The 17,714-nt window shown below is 63.3% G+C and carries 13 protein-coding genes and 1 pseudogene; 5 read left to right on the forward strand and 9 right to left on the reverse strand.

The annotated features are described in order from the left end of the window. Positions 1-57 precede the first annotated feature (57 nt). Positions 58-1,407, forward strand: a complete 1,350-nt coding sequence (locus AC3A4M_RS12235; protein WP_498735997.1) for a flavin monoamine oxidase family protein — start codon at positions 58-60, stop codon at positions 1,405-1,407. Positions 1,408-1,650: 243 nt separating this feature from the next. Here AC3A4M_RS12235 and AC3A4M_RS12240 read toward each other — a convergent pair whose 3' ends face one another. The 5 genes from AC3A4M_RS12240 to AC3A4M_RS12260 are packed head-to-tail and all read right to left on the reverse strand — an operon-like array spanning position 1,651 to position 8,069. After that, complete coding sequence (locus tag AC3A4M_RS12240) at positions 1,651-2,970, reverse strand: MFS transporter (RefSeq protein ID WP_498735999.1); 1,320 nt, start codon at positions 2,968-2,970, stop codon at positions 1,651-1,653. A 35-nt stretch (positions 2,971-3,005) separates the two neighbouring features. After that, positions 3,006-4,703 (reverse strand): nickel ABC transporter ATP-binding protein NikE, encoded by a 1,698-nt coding sequence (nikE, locus tag AC3A4M_RS12245; RefSeq protein WP_498736000.1) that lies wholly within the window; start codon positions 4,701-4,703, stop codon positions 3,006-3,008. Further along, a complete protein-coding gene (locus tag AC3A4M_RS12250) occupies positions 4,696-5,541 on the reverse strand; it encodes an ABC transporter permease (RefSeq protein ID WP_498736001.1) in 846 nt (281 codons plus the stop codon). Before AC3A4M_RS12250 ends, nikE begins: the two co-directional genes overlap by 8 nt. Next, a complete protein-coding gene (locus AC3A4M_RS12255; protein WP_498736002.1) occupies positions 5,534-6,475 on the reverse strand; it encodes an ABC transporter permease in 942 nt (313 codons plus the stop codon). Before AC3A4M_RS12255 ends, AC3A4M_RS12250 begins: the two co-directional genes overlap by 8 nt. Before the next feature lie 43 nt (positions 6,476-6,518). Next, positions 6,519-8,069: an ABC transporter substrate-binding protein gene (locus tag AC3A4M_RS12260; protein ID WP_498736003.1), complete on the reverse strand. Its 1,551-nt coding sequence runs from the start codon at positions 8,067-8,069 to the stop codon at positions 6,519-6,521. A 355-nt stretch (positions 8,070-8,424) separates the two neighbouring features. On the opposite strand from AC3A4M_RS12260, the gene AC3A4M_RS12265 reads away from it, so the two are divergent. The 4 genes and pseudogenes from AC3A4M_RS12265 to AC3A4M_RS12280 all read left to right on the forward strand — a co-directional run bounded on the left by AC3A4M_RS12265 (position 8,425) and on the right by AC3A4M_RS12280 (position 12,768). Next, on the forward strand, positions 8,425-9,054 hold the full coding sequence (locus tag AC3A4M_RS12265) for a cyclodeaminase/cyclohydrolase family protein (protein ID WP_498736004.1): 630 nt from the start codon (positions 8,425-8,427) through the stop codon (positions 9,052-9,054). After that, positions 9,051-9,938 (forward strand): tetrahydrofolate dehydrogenase/cyclohydrolase catalytic domain-containing protein, encoded by an 888-nt coding sequence (locus AC3A4M_RS12270; protein WP_498736005.1) that lies wholly within the window; start codon positions 9,051-9,053, stop codon positions 9,936-9,938. Before AC3A4M_RS12265 ends, AC3A4M_RS12270 begins: the two co-directional genes overlap by 4 nt. 46 nt (positions 9,939-9,984) lie before the next feature. Then, positions 9,985-10,209: pseudogene (locus AC3A4M_RS12275) on the forward strand (formyltransferase family protein); the annotation flags it as partial. Between the two features lie 66 nt (positions 10,210-10,275). Beyond that, complete coding sequence (locus AC3A4M_RS12280; RefSeq protein ID WP_498736188.1) at positions 10,276-12,768, forward strand: GcvT family protein; 2,493 nt, start codon at positions 10,276-10,278, stop codon at positions 12,766-12,768. Between the two features lie 75 nt (positions 12,769-12,843). Here the strand turns inward: AC3A4M_RS12280 and AC3A4M_RS12285 are convergent, their stop codons facing one another. The 4 genes from AC3A4M_RS12285 to AC3A4M_RS12300 all read right to left on the reverse strand — a co-directional run bounded on the left by AC3A4M_RS12285 (position 12,844) and on the right by AC3A4M_RS12300 (position 17,488). After that, positions 12,844-13,491, reverse strand: coding sequence for a GntR family transcriptional regulator (locus AC3A4M_RS12285; protein ID WP_498736006.1), 648 nt, complete (start codon positions 13,489-13,491; stop codon positions 12,844-12,846). Between the two features lie 704 nt (positions 13,492-14,195). Next, a complete protein-coding gene (locus tag AC3A4M_RS12290) occupies positions 14,196-14,597 on the reverse strand; it encodes a GlcG/HbpS family heme-binding protein (RefSeq protein ID WP_498729913.1) in 402 nt (133 codons plus the stop codon). 129 nt (positions 14,598-14,726) lie between these two features. Beyond that, the gene (fdhA, locus tag AC3A4M_RS12295; RefSeq protein ID WP_498736007.1) at positions 14,727-15,944 is read right to left on the reverse strand and encodes a formaldehyde dehydrogenase, glutathione-independent; all 1,218 of its coding nucleotides are present in this window, start codon (positions 15,942-15,944) and stop codon (positions 14,727-14,729) included. A 335-nt stretch (positions 15,945-16,279) separates the two neighbouring features. Further along, positions 16,280-17,488 (reverse strand): NAD(P)/FAD-dependent oxidoreductase, encoded by a 1,209-nt coding sequence (locus AC3A4M_RS12300; protein WP_498736008.1) that lies wholly within the window; start codon positions 17,486-17,488, stop codon positions 16,280-16,282. Positions 17,489-17,714 lie beyond the last annotated feature (226 nt).

Here is a 17,714-nt window from a genome sequence, read left to right on the forward strand (position 1 = left end):
GCCGTACCCTTCTTCTAAGTCATACGACTGAATTACTTTGGAGTTGGAGGATCTTGAATGTGTGATGTGGACGTAGTTGTCGTAGGCGCGGGCTTGGCGGGCCTGAGCGCAGCCCGAAAGGTGGTCGAGGCAGGCAGGAGCGTGGTCGTGCTGGAAGCCCGTGACCGGGTGGCTGGCCGTAACATGGGAGGCTTCCTCAGCAACGGTGTCGCTGTAGAGATGGGCGGCCAATGGGTCGGTCCGACACAGGACGTGGCACTTGAGCTCATCAAGGAGCTGGGTCTTGAGACCTTCTACAGCTTCGATGAGGGCGAAGCCCTGACCGTGTTCGACGGTAGCGTTGTTCGCTACGCAGACAAGTCATATGGCCTTCCTCCCGAGTCGGCCATGGAGGTCGGCCGTCTATGGGAGCAGCTGGAGGTCCTGGCCTCGACGGTGGCGCTTGAAGAACCTTGGAAGACCGAGGGTGCTCAGGACCTGGACCGGCAAACCCTAGACGCTTGGCTCGTCGCAAACACAGAAGACAGCCTCGCTCGGCGGTTCTTCCGGCTTCTCGTTCCGGCGCTGTTCTCAGCCGAGTCTCCCGAGCTTTCGCTCCTGCACTTCCTTTTCTACGTGAAATCTGGCACTAGTCTCGATTCGTTGATGACTACCACGGGAGGCGCCCAAGAGATGCGAGTTGTCGGTGGAACCCACCAAATCTCCGAGCTGATGTCGGCCGAACTAGGCGATGCAGTCCGACTCAATAGCGTGGTCCGGACCATCCGTCAGGACGAGGCAGGAGTGCTCGTCGAGTACGAGGGTGGCAGCGTTACGGCCAAGCACGTCGTCGTCGCCGTGCCGCAGACCCTGGCCGGACGGTTGCGCTACTTCCCGCCTCTGCCCCCTCTGCGCGACGGGCTAACTCAGCAGATGCCGGCCGGGGCCGTAATCAAGTTCCAGGTTGGTTACGACAGGCCCTTCTGGCGTGAGGAAGGATTGAACGGCACAGTATGGAGTTTCGACGACGCTTTCAACGTCGTCCTGGACAACAGCCCGCACGACGGCTCCTGCGGCGTGCTGGTCGGCTTCCTAGAGGGCACCCACGCCCGCACCGCGAGCCTGATGAGCGCAGAGGAACGTCGGCGACTCGTTATCGATGCTTTGGTGAAGTACTTTGGACCGAAGGCCGCGGAGCCGTTCGACATCGTCGAGCAGGACTGGACGGCTGAAGAGTTTACCCGCGGCTGCTACGGAGGCCGTCTAGGCGCGGGCGCCTGGACCCAGTACGGCAAGGCCCTCGCAGCTCCCGTCGGTCGCATCCACTGGGCGGGCGCGGAGACCTCTTCTGTCTGGAACGGCTACATGGACGGCGCCATCCGCTCCGGTCGTCGGGCAGCTGACGAAATCCTCGGAAAGCTCTCATAACGAATACCCCTCAGCCAAACGTCTTCGTGCGAGACAGCAACGTATTGAGGAGCAGAATTAAGGCCAGCGCAATCGCCGTCGTTATTCCGGCGGTGCGCAGGCTGACGCTGTGGTCCGCTGGGCAGTGGGATGCACGCGGGGACTCCAACGGAGAGTCCTCTTGAAACCACAGTGATGGTTCATAAACGGGATCCTCACCGACTGTTATCGGCGTTTGTGTGGAGCCGGAAGCTAAGCAGCTCGTTAGCCGGTCTTTCCGTACAGATCGGTGTTGGTTGACGAGTGCGACAGTCTATTTGCTCGATGACTGGTCAGTACGCGGGGGAGCGCCAACGCTGCCAAGAAGGGAAGCAAGATCAGCGGGATCCATGGTGTGCCTGGCCACCATTTTTGCTGTTCGGTCAGATCGAGCAGGAGCCCTAGCGCAGAGTTGCCCGCCAGCACAGAGATTCCGCCGCAGGTGGCTGCGAGTCCGTAGTATGCGCCCCTCCCTGCGGCTGGTCCACTAGCTGTGGCGAACGTGGGGATCAAGGACAGGATCGTGGGGGTCAGGAGCATATGGCCCAGGATCAGGACTGCAACTGTTACAAACACCGGCGCCAGCGAAGCGTCGGAAGAGCCGGGGTATACGGAAGTCATGGCGGCCACGGTGAAGGCACCTGATAGCAACACGAAACCAATCGACAGGGCGGGACCGGAGCCCAAGCGTCGGCCGATCGCGGAAACCGATAACTGCAGGAGCAACGTCAGGGCAGAGGCCATCAGGAACAGCGCGCCCAGCCACGCGCCGTCGAGCCCGCGTCGGCTCAGCTCGATGGGAATCGCGAAATAGAGTTGGTTGTATGCGAGCATGTTCGTGCTGGCCAGAAGGCAGAACAGCACGAACCGTCTGTCACCCAGACATCGGAAAGCAGAATGTGACCCTGCGGCCGAGCCTGCTTGGTCGGCCTCTGAGATATCCGGCTCGCGGGCATGCTCGGCGGGCAAGCGGTACCAGAGCAGAACCGTTATGGCCGAGAAGATCCCGATTCCCGCGGCCAGTGCGGCGTCGAAACTCCAATTCAACAGGACCGAGCCCAGCACAGGGCCCATGACTGCGCCGATCTCCCCGATGACCGCCAGCCAGACGAACACGGATCGGCGGGACTTCCGCCCTCCAGTTAACGCTTCGGTCTCTACTGGCTGGTCGGCATGGGACAGCCGGGACTCCAGCGCCGGGGAGAACAGCGCACCGCCGGCACCAGTTAGCACGGCGCCGAGGAGGAACAAGGTGAAGTCGGAAGCTGCGGCCAGCGTCGCATATCCAAGGATACGAACCAGGCATCCGACGAGGATAGCCCTGCGTGCGCCCCATCGATCGGCTAGAACGCCGCCGATCAGGAACATTCCTTGCTGGCTGAAGGTGCGGGCACCCAGTACGAGTCCGATCGCAGTGACACCAAGCCCGTATTCGGTTCTCATGGCGCCAGCGAGGAAGGGCACAACGGCATAGAACCCGAGGTTGAACACCAGTTGGGCGCCTAACAGGGTGCGCGTTTCAGCCCGATAGCTGCGGAACGACAAACGAAGGCCTCCTGCGGCGCTTGATGGAAGGGTGCTCAGCTCGCAGCGAGAGTATCGGCACGATTCAGAGTGGCGGATGGCCGCGGGTAGGTGGTCTTGCGGTCGTGATCCAAGGTTGTGCCGTGGTGAAGCGGGACGGCCGCTGCTATGAGTTGTTTGCTGTGCTCGTGCCGTGGATTTGCGAAGAAATCGCCGGTGGGTGCCAGTTCGACAAGGGCGCCTTGGTAGAGCACTGCGACCCTGTGGCTCATGTACCGGATGACGTCCAGGTCGTGGGAGATCATGACCAGACTCAGCCTGTGCTTGGTATGCAGGCGCAGCAGCAGGTCCAGGATCGTGCGTTGTGTCACCGCGTCCAGGGCCGATGTCGCTTCGTCGCAGATCAGCACTTCTGGCTCGAGCAGGAGCGCCCTGGCGATGGTGAGCCGTTGGAGCTGGCCTCCCGAGCATTGGCCGGGGTATCTGTCCAGGAGTGCGGGATCCAGTTCTACTTCCTGCACGACGTCGCGGATACGCTCGCTGCGTTCCTCGGTTGTGATGTGGCGGTACTGCAGCAGGGGGGCTTCGAGGCTGGTGCGCAGCTTCATTCTGGGGTCGAAGGAGTCGTATGGCTCTTGGAAGACTAGTTGCACCGTGGTGGCCGCCGGACCGGTTCCAGCCTTCGTTGCGGACGGTGTCCGGGTGATGCTTCCGCCGGTGGGGGCCTCGAGCCCGACGATCAGCCGGGCCAGGGTACTCTTCCCGGAGCCGGACTGGCCTAGGACACCGAGGATCTCGCCTTCCCGAAGGTCGATGGAGACGCCATCGAGGGCGGGCCGGCCGCCGCTCCTGGTTGAGGGGAATCGTTTGCTGACACGGTCTAGCGCCAGCAGGGTGCGGCTAGGGGCCGCCGGCACGGATCGGGGAGGGGGCGTGAGGGTTGCCGCGTTAAGGAGGTTTTTCGTGCAGGCTGTTTTCGGATCCGTTAGAACAGCTCTCGCCCGTCCCGACTCTCGGATGCGTCCGGCGTCCATTACCACCACCCGGTCGGCGAATGCGGCGACGGTGGCGAGGTTGTGGGTGATGTAGAGAACACCCAATCCGCGTTCATGCCGCTCTCGGTCGAGCAGTTGCAGGATCTGCCGTTCGAGCACTTTGTCCAGGGCAGACGTCGGCTCGTCTGCCAACAACAACTCCGGCCGCCCGGCCAGGGCGAGGGCCATCATGGCTCTTTGGGCCATGCCTCCGGACAGCTGATGCGGATATGCCGACGCGCAAGTGGCAGGATCTTCCAAGCCCGCTTCAGCCAGCAGATCCTTCGCCCGTGCCTTGGCGTTCCGTCCCCGGAGCCCTTGATGGAGCTTCAGCGGTTCCGCCAGGTGGCTGCCGATGGTCCGTCGCGGGTTGAACATCCGTTTGGGCTGCTGGTAGAGCATGCCGATCCGGCCGCCGCGGATGCGGTTCAGGTCGGCCTCGCGGGATTGTGCCAGGTCCACCCCGTTCAACCGGATCGTCCCTGAATCGATGCGCACCTGCGGGGGCAGCAGTCTCAGGACGGACATTGCGGTCATCGTCTTGCCGCTCCCTGATGGGCCGACCAGGGCCACGAATTCACCCGGGGCCACGGAGAGGTCGATGCCGGAAAGGATCGGCCGGGACACATTGCCGTCCGGATACCTGCCTGCGGCATTCCGTTCAGCCAAGGGCGGCTGATGGTTGAGGTGCAGCTGTTCGATGATCAGGCCTTCAAGCATTCGGTGCCGCCTGTGAAGAGGTTGTGGTCAGTAAGAGGCGGCTGCTGGTCAGGTGTGACAGCCGCTGGCCGATGAGGGTAACGCAGAGCGCGACGATGAAGATCACCAGCCCGGGGGCGAGGATCGCCAGCGGCGACCTAAGCGCGTACGGCTGTGCAGCGGCCAGCATGGATCCCCAGTCCGACTGTGGCGGCTGCACCCCCAGACCGAGGTAGGAAAGAGCACCGACGTTGATCAGCAGCTGTCCGAACCGGAGCGTTGCCTGCCCGAGCAGGGGAGCGGCGAGGTGGGGCAGGATATGGCGAAGAATGATGAACGAGGGGGAGCATCCGAGCACGTGGGCAGCCTCAGTGAATCCGCGTGCGGAGACGTCGTAGGCAAGCGCGCGTGCCAGCCGGGCGAAAGGTGTCCAGCCAGTCACGGTCAGCGCCAGCAGGAGGGACGGATAGCCGGTCCCCAGCGCGGCGACCAGAAACAAAGCGATCACCATTTCCGGCAGTGCCAGGAGGACGTCGTTGGTACGGGTAAAGAACTCATCGAGCCAGCCCCGGCGGCGGGCACTGATGACGCCGACCGCTGTGCCGACGACGCCGGTCAGTATTGTTGCCAGAGCTGCGATGGTCAGCGAGAACCGTCCGCCGTCGAGCAGTCGGCTGAAGGTGTCCCGGCCGAGGTGGTCCGTTCCCAACCAATGGGCTGTACTGGGCGGGGCCAGCCTGGCGGCCAGGTCCTGTTCCGCGGGCGGGTAGGGGCTAATCCACGGGGACAGCGCCACTGACAGCACGACGAGGGCCAGAATTGTTGCCGCTGCCATGATGAGTGCGTGCCGTTTATGCATGGTGCATCCTGAGGCGGGGATTGAGGAGTCGGTGGATCAGGTCGGCTGTTGTCGTGAGTACGACGGCGAGTCCGACGACGATGACGACGCCGCCCTGCGCCAGGGGAATGTCGCTATTGAGCACGGCATCGTATAACAAGCGTCCCATCCCCGGGATGGCAAAGATGACCTCCACGATGACTGATCCTCCCAGCAGACCGGCGAACCACACGGCCACCATGGTGGTCAGGGGCAGCAGGCTGTTGGGTATCACATGCTTCCACACTGCCTGGGAGTAGCTGAGTCCGCGGCTTCGGGCAGCGGTGACGTGCTCCGCTCCCAACGCGTCCAGCATCCCCTCGCGCACCGCTGAGGTGAAATAGCTTGTAGGACGCAGGGCGAGCACGGCAACGGGCAGAATGACGGAGGCAGGGCCCTCCCAGCCAGCGGAGGGCAGCAGCGAAAGTTTCAGTGCGAAGACGAGCACAAGCATCGGCGCCAGCCAGTATTCCGGCAGTGCGATGAAGGCCTGGGTGACAGTGGTGATGAGCCTGTCGGCCGGGCGGCCCTCCTGCAAGGCAGCGGCGATTCCTAGCACGACAGCGATTGCGGCAGCCGCGCCCAGGGTTACGACGACCAGGCTCAGCGTGATCCAGAAGGCAGGCAGGACCTGGTCGATCACAGGTGTGCGGCTGGTGTAGGACAGGCCCATGTCTCCGCTGCCCAGCCGGCCCAGCCACCGCAGATACTGCACCCATAGGGGATCCTGAAGACCCAGCTCGACCGTCAGAGCCTGGACTGCGGATTCATCGATCACGTCTCCGACCACACGGGAGCGGATGATCTTCCGCACCGGGTCCCCAGGTGTGACATAAGGAATGAGGAAGACCACGAAAGACGCCAGAAGAACCGTGATGCCCAAGGTGGCTGTTCTCCGGGCGAGGAACATCAGCATTCGGGACCTTGTTCCTTCTGAATCCCCGCCGTGCCGCTCATCCTCATGATGCGGGCTTCGTCGTTTCCGCCCGGAGAACGTAGCGTGAAAGCGGGTCCTGGATGTAGGACTGCAGATCGGCACGGACCGCGTCAACAGCCTGTTCGTTCACGAGCCAGATGTTGACGGCCTGCTCCTGAAGGATTTGCCCTGCTTCGGAGTACAGCCGGTAGCGGTCCTCAGCGTCAGCGGTCTCGGCCGCCTGCGCGATGAGCTTGTCGTAGTCCTCGTCACAGAAATGGCTCAGGTTGTAGCTACCTTCGCAGGTGTAGTCGGCCGTGAGGAAGCCGATCGGGTCGGCGATGTCGATCAGGCGGTTACGCTGACTCAGCACCATGTCGTAGTTACCTGCCAGCAGATCCGGTTCCACCGCAGCGTATTCCTTGGTCTGGATGGTAACCGGGACGCCGACACTCTTCAGGTTCGCCTGGATTACCGTCGCGACGTCCGCGAACTCCGCACGTTCCACGATAGCGATGATTTCCAGCGGCCGCTCTGCGGTGTATCCGGCGGCAGTGAGCAGTTCCTTGGCCGCCTTCAGATCCTGCCCGTGAGGCTCAATATTTTTTGTCGCCCAGGGCTCCGACGGGGCAAACGGCCCGCTGGAGGCGATAGCAGCCCCTTCGTACACGCTGCCGGCGAGGGCATCCAGATCAAGCGCCGAGCGGATGGCCTTGCGGAAGTCGACGTCGTCGAACGGGGCCCTGCCGTTGTTCATGTACAGCGTTGCCGTCCGCGGCGAATCCGCCTTGAGGACCTTCACGCCGGAATCTGCCTCCAGCGTGGACAGACTTGAAACCGGAACGGAGAGGGAAACATCGGCTTCACCGGTCTGAACCTGAGCCGCACGGGTTGCCCCATCCGTGATGAACCGAACCTCGGCGCCGGCAAGTTGAACCTGCCCGCCCCAGTAGTTCTCATTCCGCTCCAGTGTCAGGGACTGCTTCGGCTTTTCAGAGACGGGAGTGAACGGCCCAGTGCAGTGACCGAAGGGATCGACAGCATCGTCTTCGAATGCGGCCGGCGACAGGACACCCGTGTTGACACTGGCTAGCCGGTACGGGACCAGCGGACTCTCGCTCGGAGTGGTGATCCTGACCGTACTATCGTCGATCGCCTTAACGCCGCTAACTACCGTCGGGCTGAAGGCCCGAGCCGGGACCTCCGCTTCAAGGACATGATTCAGCGATGCAACCACGGTTTCCGCAGTCAGCTCGGAACCGTCCTGGAACTGCACGCCCTCACGGATGGTGAAGTCCCACTCGGTGGGAGCGACCTGCTTCCATTCGGTGGCCAGCGAGGGAACGACCTTTCCCTGTTTCTCGTCGTACCTGGTAAGCGTCTCGAGGCATCCGGATAGGGACAGGATGTAGGCGGAATCGCTCTCCAAAGCCCAACCGGCCACTGGAGCGCGGAAATTATCCACGACGATCCTCTTGTCAAGGCCGTCGGCCGACTGTTCGGCTCCTCCTGCCCCGCCACTGAATCCGCAACCTGACAGTGCAATAAGGGCCACGAATCCCATGGATGCCGAAAGCGGGAGCAGAGCGCGCACAAAACCACCTAAGTTCAACGCCGACAGACGAAGGCCCGGAGACGAAAAGAGAATAGCCGAAGTAAGCCACGGAGAGTTTAGGCTAACCTAACTACGCCTGTCTAGTGGGATTCGAAAAATTGCAGACGCGAAATCGACAGAGGCTACGCCGCGAATGAGGGGCCTATTGCAGCCGAGCGACTTGCAACTTCCACAGGTGCGCCAACGGGTTGGAGGGCCACCATAAGCGGAAGGCGGGCAGGGCCGTCTGGCCGCGGCCGAAAATCGTTGACACGTGTGACGGCGAACACTACTCTCTTCTTATATATCAGTTGTATGTTCACGAGCGAGTGGACGCCGCTCCTAAGGAGACCGATTGCAGCACCTAGGAAATGAAAGAATCAGCAGCCTGCTTGAGCAGCTCGCTGCCCGCACTCCCGCACCCGGCGGGGGGACGGTAGCGGGCCTGCACGCCGCTTTCGCCGGCAGCCTGCTCTCGATGGTGGTCGGGTATTCGAACGGCGCAAAGTACGCCGACGTTGAACCGATCATGACGAGGCTGGCTGCGCGGGCATCCGAGTTAACGGACCGCGCCCTTGCTGCGGCCGAAGACGACGCACGCACTTTCGCCGCGGTAGGTGTGGCGTACGCCCTGCCGTCCGACGGGGAGGCGGCAAAGGCGGAACGCAAGGCCGCCATCATTTCCGCGCTGGCCGGGGCGACAACTGCTCCACGCGCCGTTATCGACATTTGCACGGACCTGGCTGCCGCTGCCGAAGAGCTGCTGCCGGTCGGCAACCGCAGCGTCATCGCCGACGTCGTGGCCTCTGCCGCGTCGGCCCGTGCCGCTGCTTCCATCGCCCGGGTGAATCTGGAATCGAATCTGGCATCTGCGGCCAGCGGGAACGAACGTGAGAGCCTGCAGGCAATCGTCGACAGCGTCGACCGGCTGCTCGAGCGGCTGGATGCGGTGACCGAGGCAGCCCGGAAGACGGTGCTGGCATGAACGCCCGCGTGCTTTCGGGCCGGCCGGTGGCTGCGGCCATCCAGGCACAGCTCGCATCAGATGTCGACGAGTTATTGCGGCAGGGCGTGAAGCGGCAGCTGTTGATTGTGACCGCGACCGATGATCCGTCCAGCGCCTCATATGTCCGCACGCTGCAACGGTTCGGTGGGCAGACAGGTGTCACGGTCACCGTGGCCGATCTGGGGCCGGACGCGTCCGAAACCGACATCCGGACGGTTCTGGAAACAGCCAGCGCAGACGAAAACGTTCACGGCATCATCCTGCAGACCCCGCTCCCGGACGGCGTCAGCATCTCCGGCCTCGGTAGTGCCATTGCTGTGGAAAAAGATGTTGACGGAGCCAACCCTGCCTCGCTGACCCGGCTGCTGGCCGGAGAAGCATGCTTTGCCCCGGCCACAGCTGCCGCCGTAGTCGAGCTGCTGGACCACTACGATGTCGGGCTTGCGGGTCGGTCCATTACGGTCGTCGGCCGGTCGCTCGTGGTCGGCAAACCGCTGCTGCACCTGCTGCTCAACCGGGACGCAACGGTCACCATGGCCCATTCACGCACCGCTGACCTTGCCGCTGCCACCGGCACCGCTGCGGTCGTTGTAGCCGCCGCCGGCAAGGCGGGGCTCATCGGGGCTGCCCATGTGGCCCCGGGCAGTGTGGTCATCGACGTCGGCACAAACTTCGACGACGCCGGCGCTCTCGTCGGCGATGTCGAGGCCGGTTCTGTCGGTGCAGTGGCGGCTGCCCTGAGCCCCGTACCGGGCGGTGTAGGTGCCGTCACTACCGCCCTGCTTTTCCGCAACACCGTGTACGGCCTGCCGGATGCGTCCGGCTCCCCGGCGCTGCCCGCAGCCGCGGGCGCGGTTCTTTGAGACCACGTTAATTAAGGAGAGACAGAGTCTCAGCCCTGCGCTTGATCAGGCCTACGCCCGAGGCGCGAAGCAGATCGGAGCGACGGCGCACTACGTGACAGCGGACCTGGACGAGGGCCCGATCATCGAGCAGGAAGTCCTCCGCATTGATCACCGGCTGACCCCAGACCAGTTGGCCACCATCGGATGCGACGCCGAGGCCCGGGCAGTGCGCTGGCACGCCGGGAAGCGCGTCCTGCTCAACGGCCACCGCACCATCATCTTCACCTGACCCTCGCACGGCTGCCCGCCCCGTACCTGCCCTGGGGCGGGCACCGTCCACAAACGAAAGGCCCACATCATGCCATCACCGCGCGTCGTTATCATCGGAGCCGGCATCGTCGGTGCCAACCTGGCCGACGAACTGACCGAACGGGGTTGGAGCGACATCACCGTCCTGGACCAGGGGCCGATTCCGCTCACCGGCGGTTCCACCTCGCATGCCCCTGGGCTGGTGTTCCAGACCAACCCGTCGAAGGCCATGACCGAGTTCGCCGCCTACACCGGACGAAAGCTCACCTCCCTGACCCGCGGCGGCGCCCGCGCGTTCAACCGCGTCGGCGGCCTCGAAGTGGCTACCACGCCTGAACGCCTCGCCGAGATCAAGCGTCGCTGCGGCTTCGCCACAGCCTGGGGGCTGGAGGCGAGGGTAGTCGACGCCGCTGAAGCCAAGGCGCTGCACCCCCTTATCGACGACGACCTGGTCCTGGGTGGGCTCTACCTGCCCGGCGACGGACTGGCCTCATCCGTTCTGGCCGTGGAACTGCTGCGCGAACGCGCCGAATCCCGTGGCGCCCGCTTCATCGGCGGCACCCCCGTGACCGGTATCGAGCGCGCCGCAGGGCGGGTCACCGGTGTGCGCAGCGGCGACACAGTATTCCCGGCGGACGTCGTGGTCTCCGCCGCAGGCTTCTGGGGTCCGGCTGTCGGGGACCTGATCGGCATGCCTGTGCCGCTGGTGCCGCTGGCCCACCAGTACGTGACGACGACACCGCTGGCCGAGCTGCCCGCGGCAGCGGACAAGGTCATCGGCAGCGGCAACAATGCCGTGTTGCCGCTGCTGCGCCACCAGGATGAGGACCTCTATTTCCGCCAGCACGGCGCCCGGCTGGGCATCGGATCCTACGCCCACCGTCCCATAGCCGTTGGTTATGACGAACTGCCCGGCGGGCCCGTCAGCGAGCATGCCATGCCGTCCCGGCTCGCGTTCACCGCCGAAGACTTCGAACAGCCGTGGAAGGCCTGCAGGCAACTGCTGCCCGGCCTGCATGAGACCGGGATCGAGGACGCGTTTAACGGCATCTTCTCCTTCACCCCGGACGGCGGGTCGCTAGTGGGCGAATCCCGGGACCTGAAGGGTTTCTTCATCGCCGAAGCCGTCTGGGTCACGCACTCGGCCGGCATCGCCAAAGCGGTGGCCGAGCTGTTGGTGACCGGCCGGTCCGAAACGGACCTGCGCGAGCTCGACGTCGCCCGCTTCGAGGAAATCCAGGTGCAGCCCGAATACGTGCTGGAAACCTCGAAGCAGAACTTCGTCGAGATCTACGACATCCGCCACCCGCTCGAACCCCGCCAGTCCCCCCGGGACCTGCGCCTGTCCCCGTTCCACCGGCGCCAAGCCGAGCTCGGGGCATTCTTCCTCGAAACCGGCGGCTGGGAGCGCCCGCATTGGTACGAAGCGAACGCCGATCTGCTCAACACCCTGCCCCCGGAGTGGCAGCCGCCAGCCCGGGACGACTGGTCCGCGAAGTTCGATTCCCCGGTCGCCGCGGCCGAAGCACACGCCACGCGCACCAACGTGGCGATGTACGACATGACGGCGCTCAAACGCCTGGAAGTCTCCGGCCCCGGAGCACTGCAGCTGCTGCAACGACTGACCACCGGCCAGTTGGACAAGAGCATCGGCTCGGTCACCTACACCCTCATGCTGGATCAGGCCGGCGGTATCAAGAGCGACCTGACCGTGGCCGGGATCGAGGAGACCCTGTTCCAGATCGGCGCCAACGGCGGACTGGATTTGGACTACATCTCCCGGCAGGCAGCGGCGCAAACCGAAACCGACCCGCACCAGTGGGTCCACGTCCAGGACACCACCGGCGGCACCTGCTGCATCGGCGTCTGGGGCCCCCGCGCCCGCGATCTGGTCCAGCCACTGACACCGCAGGATCTGTCCAACGATGGGCTGAAATACTTCCGGGCGGCCAGCACCACCATTGCCGGCATCCCGGTCCGGCTTATGCGCCTGTCCTATGTCGGCGAGTTGGGCTGGGAAATCTACACCAGCGCCGAATACGGGCTGCGGCTCTGGGACGCACTGTGGGCAGCCGGCGAACCCCTCAACGTAGTCGCCGCCGGCCGCAGCGCCTTCAACAGCCTGCGGCTCGAGAAGGGCTACCGCTCCTGGGGAACCGACATGGACACCGAACACGACCCCGTTCAGGCCGGACTCGCGTTCGCGGTCCGCGGCAACAAGGACGACTTCATTGGCAAAGCCGCCCTGGAACAACGCACCGCCCAGCCTCCGGCCACCCGGCTGCGCTGCCTGACCATCGACGACGGCGCCTCCATGGTCCTGGGCAAGGAACCGGTCTTCGCCAACGGGAAGCGCGCCGGCTATGTCACCAGCGCCGCCTACGGCCACACCGTGCGCAAACCCGTCGCCTACGCCTGGCTCCCCGGGACCGTGGGCGAAGGGGACCAGGTGGAGATTGAATACTTCGGTCAACGGATCAGCGCAACAGTGGCCTCCGAACCGCTCGTTGACCCCGAGATGAAGAAGATCCGCGCCTGACTTTGCAGCCGGTGCCCGGAACCACGCCGGTTCCGGGCACCGGCTCATGATCGCATGCCTAACCGGCGCCCTGACTTATAGGGTGCTGCGAACAAGCTCTTCGAAGTGAGTCACATGCTCCTCGGCAAGCGCCGCCGCCTTGTCGGCATCCCCATCGATGATGGCGTGCAGCAGAGCAACGTGCTCCTGAACATTGCGGGTAATCGGCGCCATCCCCGACAACACGAAGTTCCACATCCGCTGGGAGAGACTGAAGTATTGAATCAACGTCGCTTCAACGTAGCTGTTACGCATCGTCGTGTACACAGCACGGTGGATCTGCTCGTCCAAACCAATTGAGGCCTTGTTGGACTCCGAGGGGGCGTCAGCCAGAGAGTCCAGACACGTCTGCAGCCTCTGCCGATCTTCGTCGGTGGCTAGCTCCGCAGCCCGGCGCGCCGCGAATGCTTCCAGCACGCGGCGGGCATCGGAGATTTCCTTCAGGTCACGGATGTTCACATCGGCGATGATTGTGCCCCGACGCGGATAGACGGTAAGCATCCGATCCGATTCCAGCCGCTTGACCGCCTCACGCATGGGTGTCCTCCCAACCCCAAGCTCGGTCATCAGCGCTTCTTCATCCAGAGCCGCGCCCGGCGGCAACCGCATGTCAATGATGCGCTGGCGGAGCTCCAGATAGGCATGCTCCGCCCGGGTCCGACCGATAGAAATCGTTCCCTCCACCGCTCCAGGCCTCTCCGTTGGTTTAGCGAGGCCGTATCGGCCCGACACAAGATATATCAGACGTCGCCATAAAAGAATGCCTCGTTGGCGGCCGGCTGGGTGGAAGGCGGTGAAGTCGAATGCCCGCTGCACGCATGAAGTTCCATCTTCGAACCGCCGAGGGGCACATCTAATGGATGATCCTTCCGGCACCGGTCCCATGCTGTCCGGTTCAGCATCCATCCGTTAAGAGAGTTTTCCCGCCACGGATGATTTGTGCAACCAGTGCCGTGGCTATTGCAAGCGGCATTATGGGCAGGACGTTTGACCGGCAGCTGCCGGCCTTTGAGATATCACTCTCCGAGACGGACGGTGCCGTGGATGGAAATTAGTGCGCACCCCTTTAGGGGGTTACTCGCGACTGATCAAACTCGGTCGGACGCGCTTGGTAGCGACGGTACCTGTAACCGGCTCGTACGGCGTGTGTATATCGCCGGGCAACGGGCGCGCCGGGCAACGGGCGCTTGACCACGGTGACAGCTGCTCTTGTCGAGATTCGAACGGTGGGGAGCCGCCAAAGCGTGCAACGGCAGCTCCAATGGCGTCATCACAACAGAAAGGGTGGGACCGTCGACCAGTCCCACCCTCGTCCGCAATCCGCAGGCAAGGCCACGTGGCCGGTGATTTATTCACCGTCCACCTGGCCGCTGGGGCTTGCCGCCCATCTATAGAGCTGCGGCGCCTGCTTCCGCTACGGTTTGATCCTGCTCGCCTGAGCCTCCGCTAACCCCGACCGCACCCACGACCTGGCCATCCCTGCTCAGCGGCAGACCTCCGGCGAAGATCATGATCCGGCCCCCGTTGCTTGCGTGGATGCCGTAAAACTGCTGATTCGGCTGGGAGTTGTCCCCCAAATCCTTGGTTTGGATGTCAAAGGCACGAGCGGTGAACGCCTTGTTGATGGAGATGTCGATGCTGCCGATCCAAGCACCGTCCATGCGTGCGTGGGAGACAAGATTGCCGCCACTGTCGACTACTGCGATATTCATGGGCTGGCCGATTTCGCCAGCGCGTTTTTCGGCAGCGTCGATTATCGCACGGGCTTCCGTAAGAGTTACTGAGGTCATGTTAATTCTCCTTTCGACAGGTTTGTTGAACGAATGGGAGGCTCTTATGAGAGGAGTTGAGTACCAACCGGGCTTGAGGTACCTCGTTCGTTCCCCTAGCGCCAGCGCAACTCCTTAAATCGGTCCTTCCTAGTTTTTGATGTAGCCGTTCGGGTTCAGGACGTACTTGGTCGCGGCGCCGGCGTCGAATTCGGCGTAGCCCTTGGGCGCGTCTTCGAGCGGGATGGCCTTGGCATTGACGGCCTTGGCGATCTGGACCTTGTCGTGCAGGATCGCCATCATCAGCTGGCGGTTGTATTTCATGACCGGGCACTGGCCGGTGGTGAAGGACAGCGATTTGGCCCAGCCGGTGCCGAGGCTGATGGAGAGCGAACCGTGCTGCGCGGCTTCATCCGCCGCCCCGGGATCGCCGGTGACGTAGAGTCCGGGGATGCCCAGCGCGCCGCCGGCGGCGGTGATGTCCATCAGCGAGTTCAGCACGGTGGCCGGCGCCTCGTGCGAGGCGTCCTTGCCGTGGCCGCGGGCTTCGAAACCAACGGCGTCGATACCGCAGTCCACTTCGGGCACGCCCAGGAGCTGCTCGATCTGGTCCTTCGGGTCGCCCTGGGACACGTCCACGGTTTCGCAGCCGAAGCTGCGTGCCTGTGCGAGGCGTTGTTCGTTGAGGTCGCCCACGATTACGACGGCGGCGCCGAGTAGCTGTGCGCCGGCTGCGGCAGCGAGGCCGACCGGGCCGGCACCGGCCACGTAGACGGTGGAGCCGACTTCGACGCCGGCGGTGACGGCGCCGTGGAAGCCGGTGGGCAGGATGTCGGAGAGCATGGTCAGGTCCATGATTTTCTCCAGGGCCTGGTCGCGGTCCGGGAACTTCAGCAGGTTCCAGTCCGCGTAGGGCACCATGACGTATTCGGCCTGGCCGCCGACCCAGCCGCCCATGTCCACGTAGCCGTAGGCGCTGCCGGGGCGGTCGGGGTTTACGTTGAGGCAGATTCCGGTTTTGCGTTCCTTGCAGTTGCGGCAGCGGCCGCAGGAAATGTTGAACGGGACCGAGACGATGTCGCCGGTCTTGATGAATTCGACGTCGGGTCCGCATTCGATGACTTCGCCGGTGATTTCGTGTCCGAGTACCAGGTCGGTCGGGGCGGTGGTGCGGCCGCGGACCATGTGCTGGTCCGAGCCGCAGATGTTGGTGGTGACTGTTCGCAGAATGACGCCGTGGGGGACCTTGCGGCCGATGTTGGCCGGGTTGATCCCCGGGGCGTCCTTAAGATCGAAGGTGGGGTAGTCGGTGTCGATGATCTCGACTTTCCCTGGTCCTTTATAGGCAACGGCTCTGTTTCCTGACATAAGCGGTCTTCCTCTCTTTTCTGTGTGTTGATGAAGAACGGAACTTGCACCCTCATTGGGAAGGCAAAGTTTTGGTCATGTAAGTTCTCGGGCAGGCGCGGGTAGGCCTGCATGAACTTCAAGCATGCTGGCCCGGAAATTAGGCGGCAGGAGGGCTAGTGGCAGACCTGAGCGCGTTGCTCCAGTGATGCCTGTCCGAGGTAATTCCCAGAAGTGCTTCGTCAATTCGCTCCTTCTCGACTTGGAAGACCGGGAGCAGTCTACGTAGCCTCTGGAAGCGTAACTTCGCCAGTCATTGACCCTCCTGGAAAGATGCGGGAAGGTAACAGGAGGCTTCAGGACAATGCTGGGGTTAGCTTGCTTACTTGTGCCGCGCTGGCGGCGTTCAGCTGGCGCCTCCATCTTGTAAAAAGCCGGGGCTGGTTGGTGCCGAGAACCGCGACCGGGTCCTCTCCTCGGTAATATACGGCCAGGAAACTGTGCTCCTCGGCGGTTCCCGTCTCGAATTGAACTCTGTCGGCGTCGCGGGCGTTGCCTGCAAATTGGATTTTCACACCGTACTGGTCCGACCAGAAATAGGGGAGATTGACCGGCTGCTTAGGAGCGCCTGAATTCAGGAGCCCGGCGACGGCTAGTGCCGGACGTTCCTGTGCCCCGGTCCAGTGCTCTACACGATGATGCTGGCCGGAACGCTCATCCAACCAGGCGGCACAATCGCCGACGGCTGCGATACCCGGCGCATTAGTCTGGCCGCGAGCATCACACAGAACGCCACCTGGGGCCGACTCGGCGACCTCGAGGCCCGAACCTTCGAGCCATGCTACGTTCGGAGACGCGCCGATCCCGACGAGCAGGACATCGGCAGGGACGACGCGGCCATCGTTAAGTTTTACACCGGTGACGATTCCTTCGTCAGCGCAAAAGGACTCCACGCCGGTGCCGCAGACCAGCTCGACGCCGTTCTGCTCATGCAGCCGCGAAACAATGGCACCCATTTCTGGCCCCAGCGGTCCGCTCAGCGGAATTGGCTGGGCCTCGATAATTGTGACGTCCAGGCCCAGGTCGCTGGCCGTCGAGGCTACCTCTGCCCCGATGAAACCGGCACCAATAACTACTAACCTGCGGCCCGGCCGTAATTCGGCTGCCAGCGCCTGGCTGTCAGCAAGGGTGCGCAAGGTAAAGACGTTGGACAGACCAGCAAGCTGGGGGAGGTTTCGGGCGGAAGCGCCGGTCGCAAGTACGATGCCGTCAGCTTTCACCGACTGACCGTTTGCGAGGGTAATGGTCTTGGTGGCGCTGTCCAGCTTGACCGCACGGCTACCAAGCAACCACTCAGCCTGCAGATCCTCATCCGAGGCTTCCAACGCCAGGTCATCGGTTGTGATCCGGCCGAGCAGGAAGTCCTTGGACAGAGGAGGGCGGTCATAGGGCCGCTCCGCTTCCTCGCCGATAATGACAAACCTTCCGTCGAACCCTAGTGCCCGGGCAGCCCGGGCAGCCGAAAGACCTGCCAAGGACGCGCCTACGATCGCCAATGTACGCATCGCCATCTCCAAATCACCGTTGGTTTGTGCTTATTGCGCAACATGCTTCGTCTTACGCAACACATTCAGGGTGTCGCACCTCACATGCGATGTCAACCCCGTTTAGCCGAACCTTGAACGATGCCGGGCAGCTTCAGGACTCGCTTGGACAGGATTGACCGGACTGAGATCATGCCAAGCATTTTGGGGTCACGGGATCAAAAAGCTGCCGGGGTAGTGCTTGCTC

It is taken from the genome of Arthrobacter sp. Soil_C_60 (assembly GCF_057656375.1).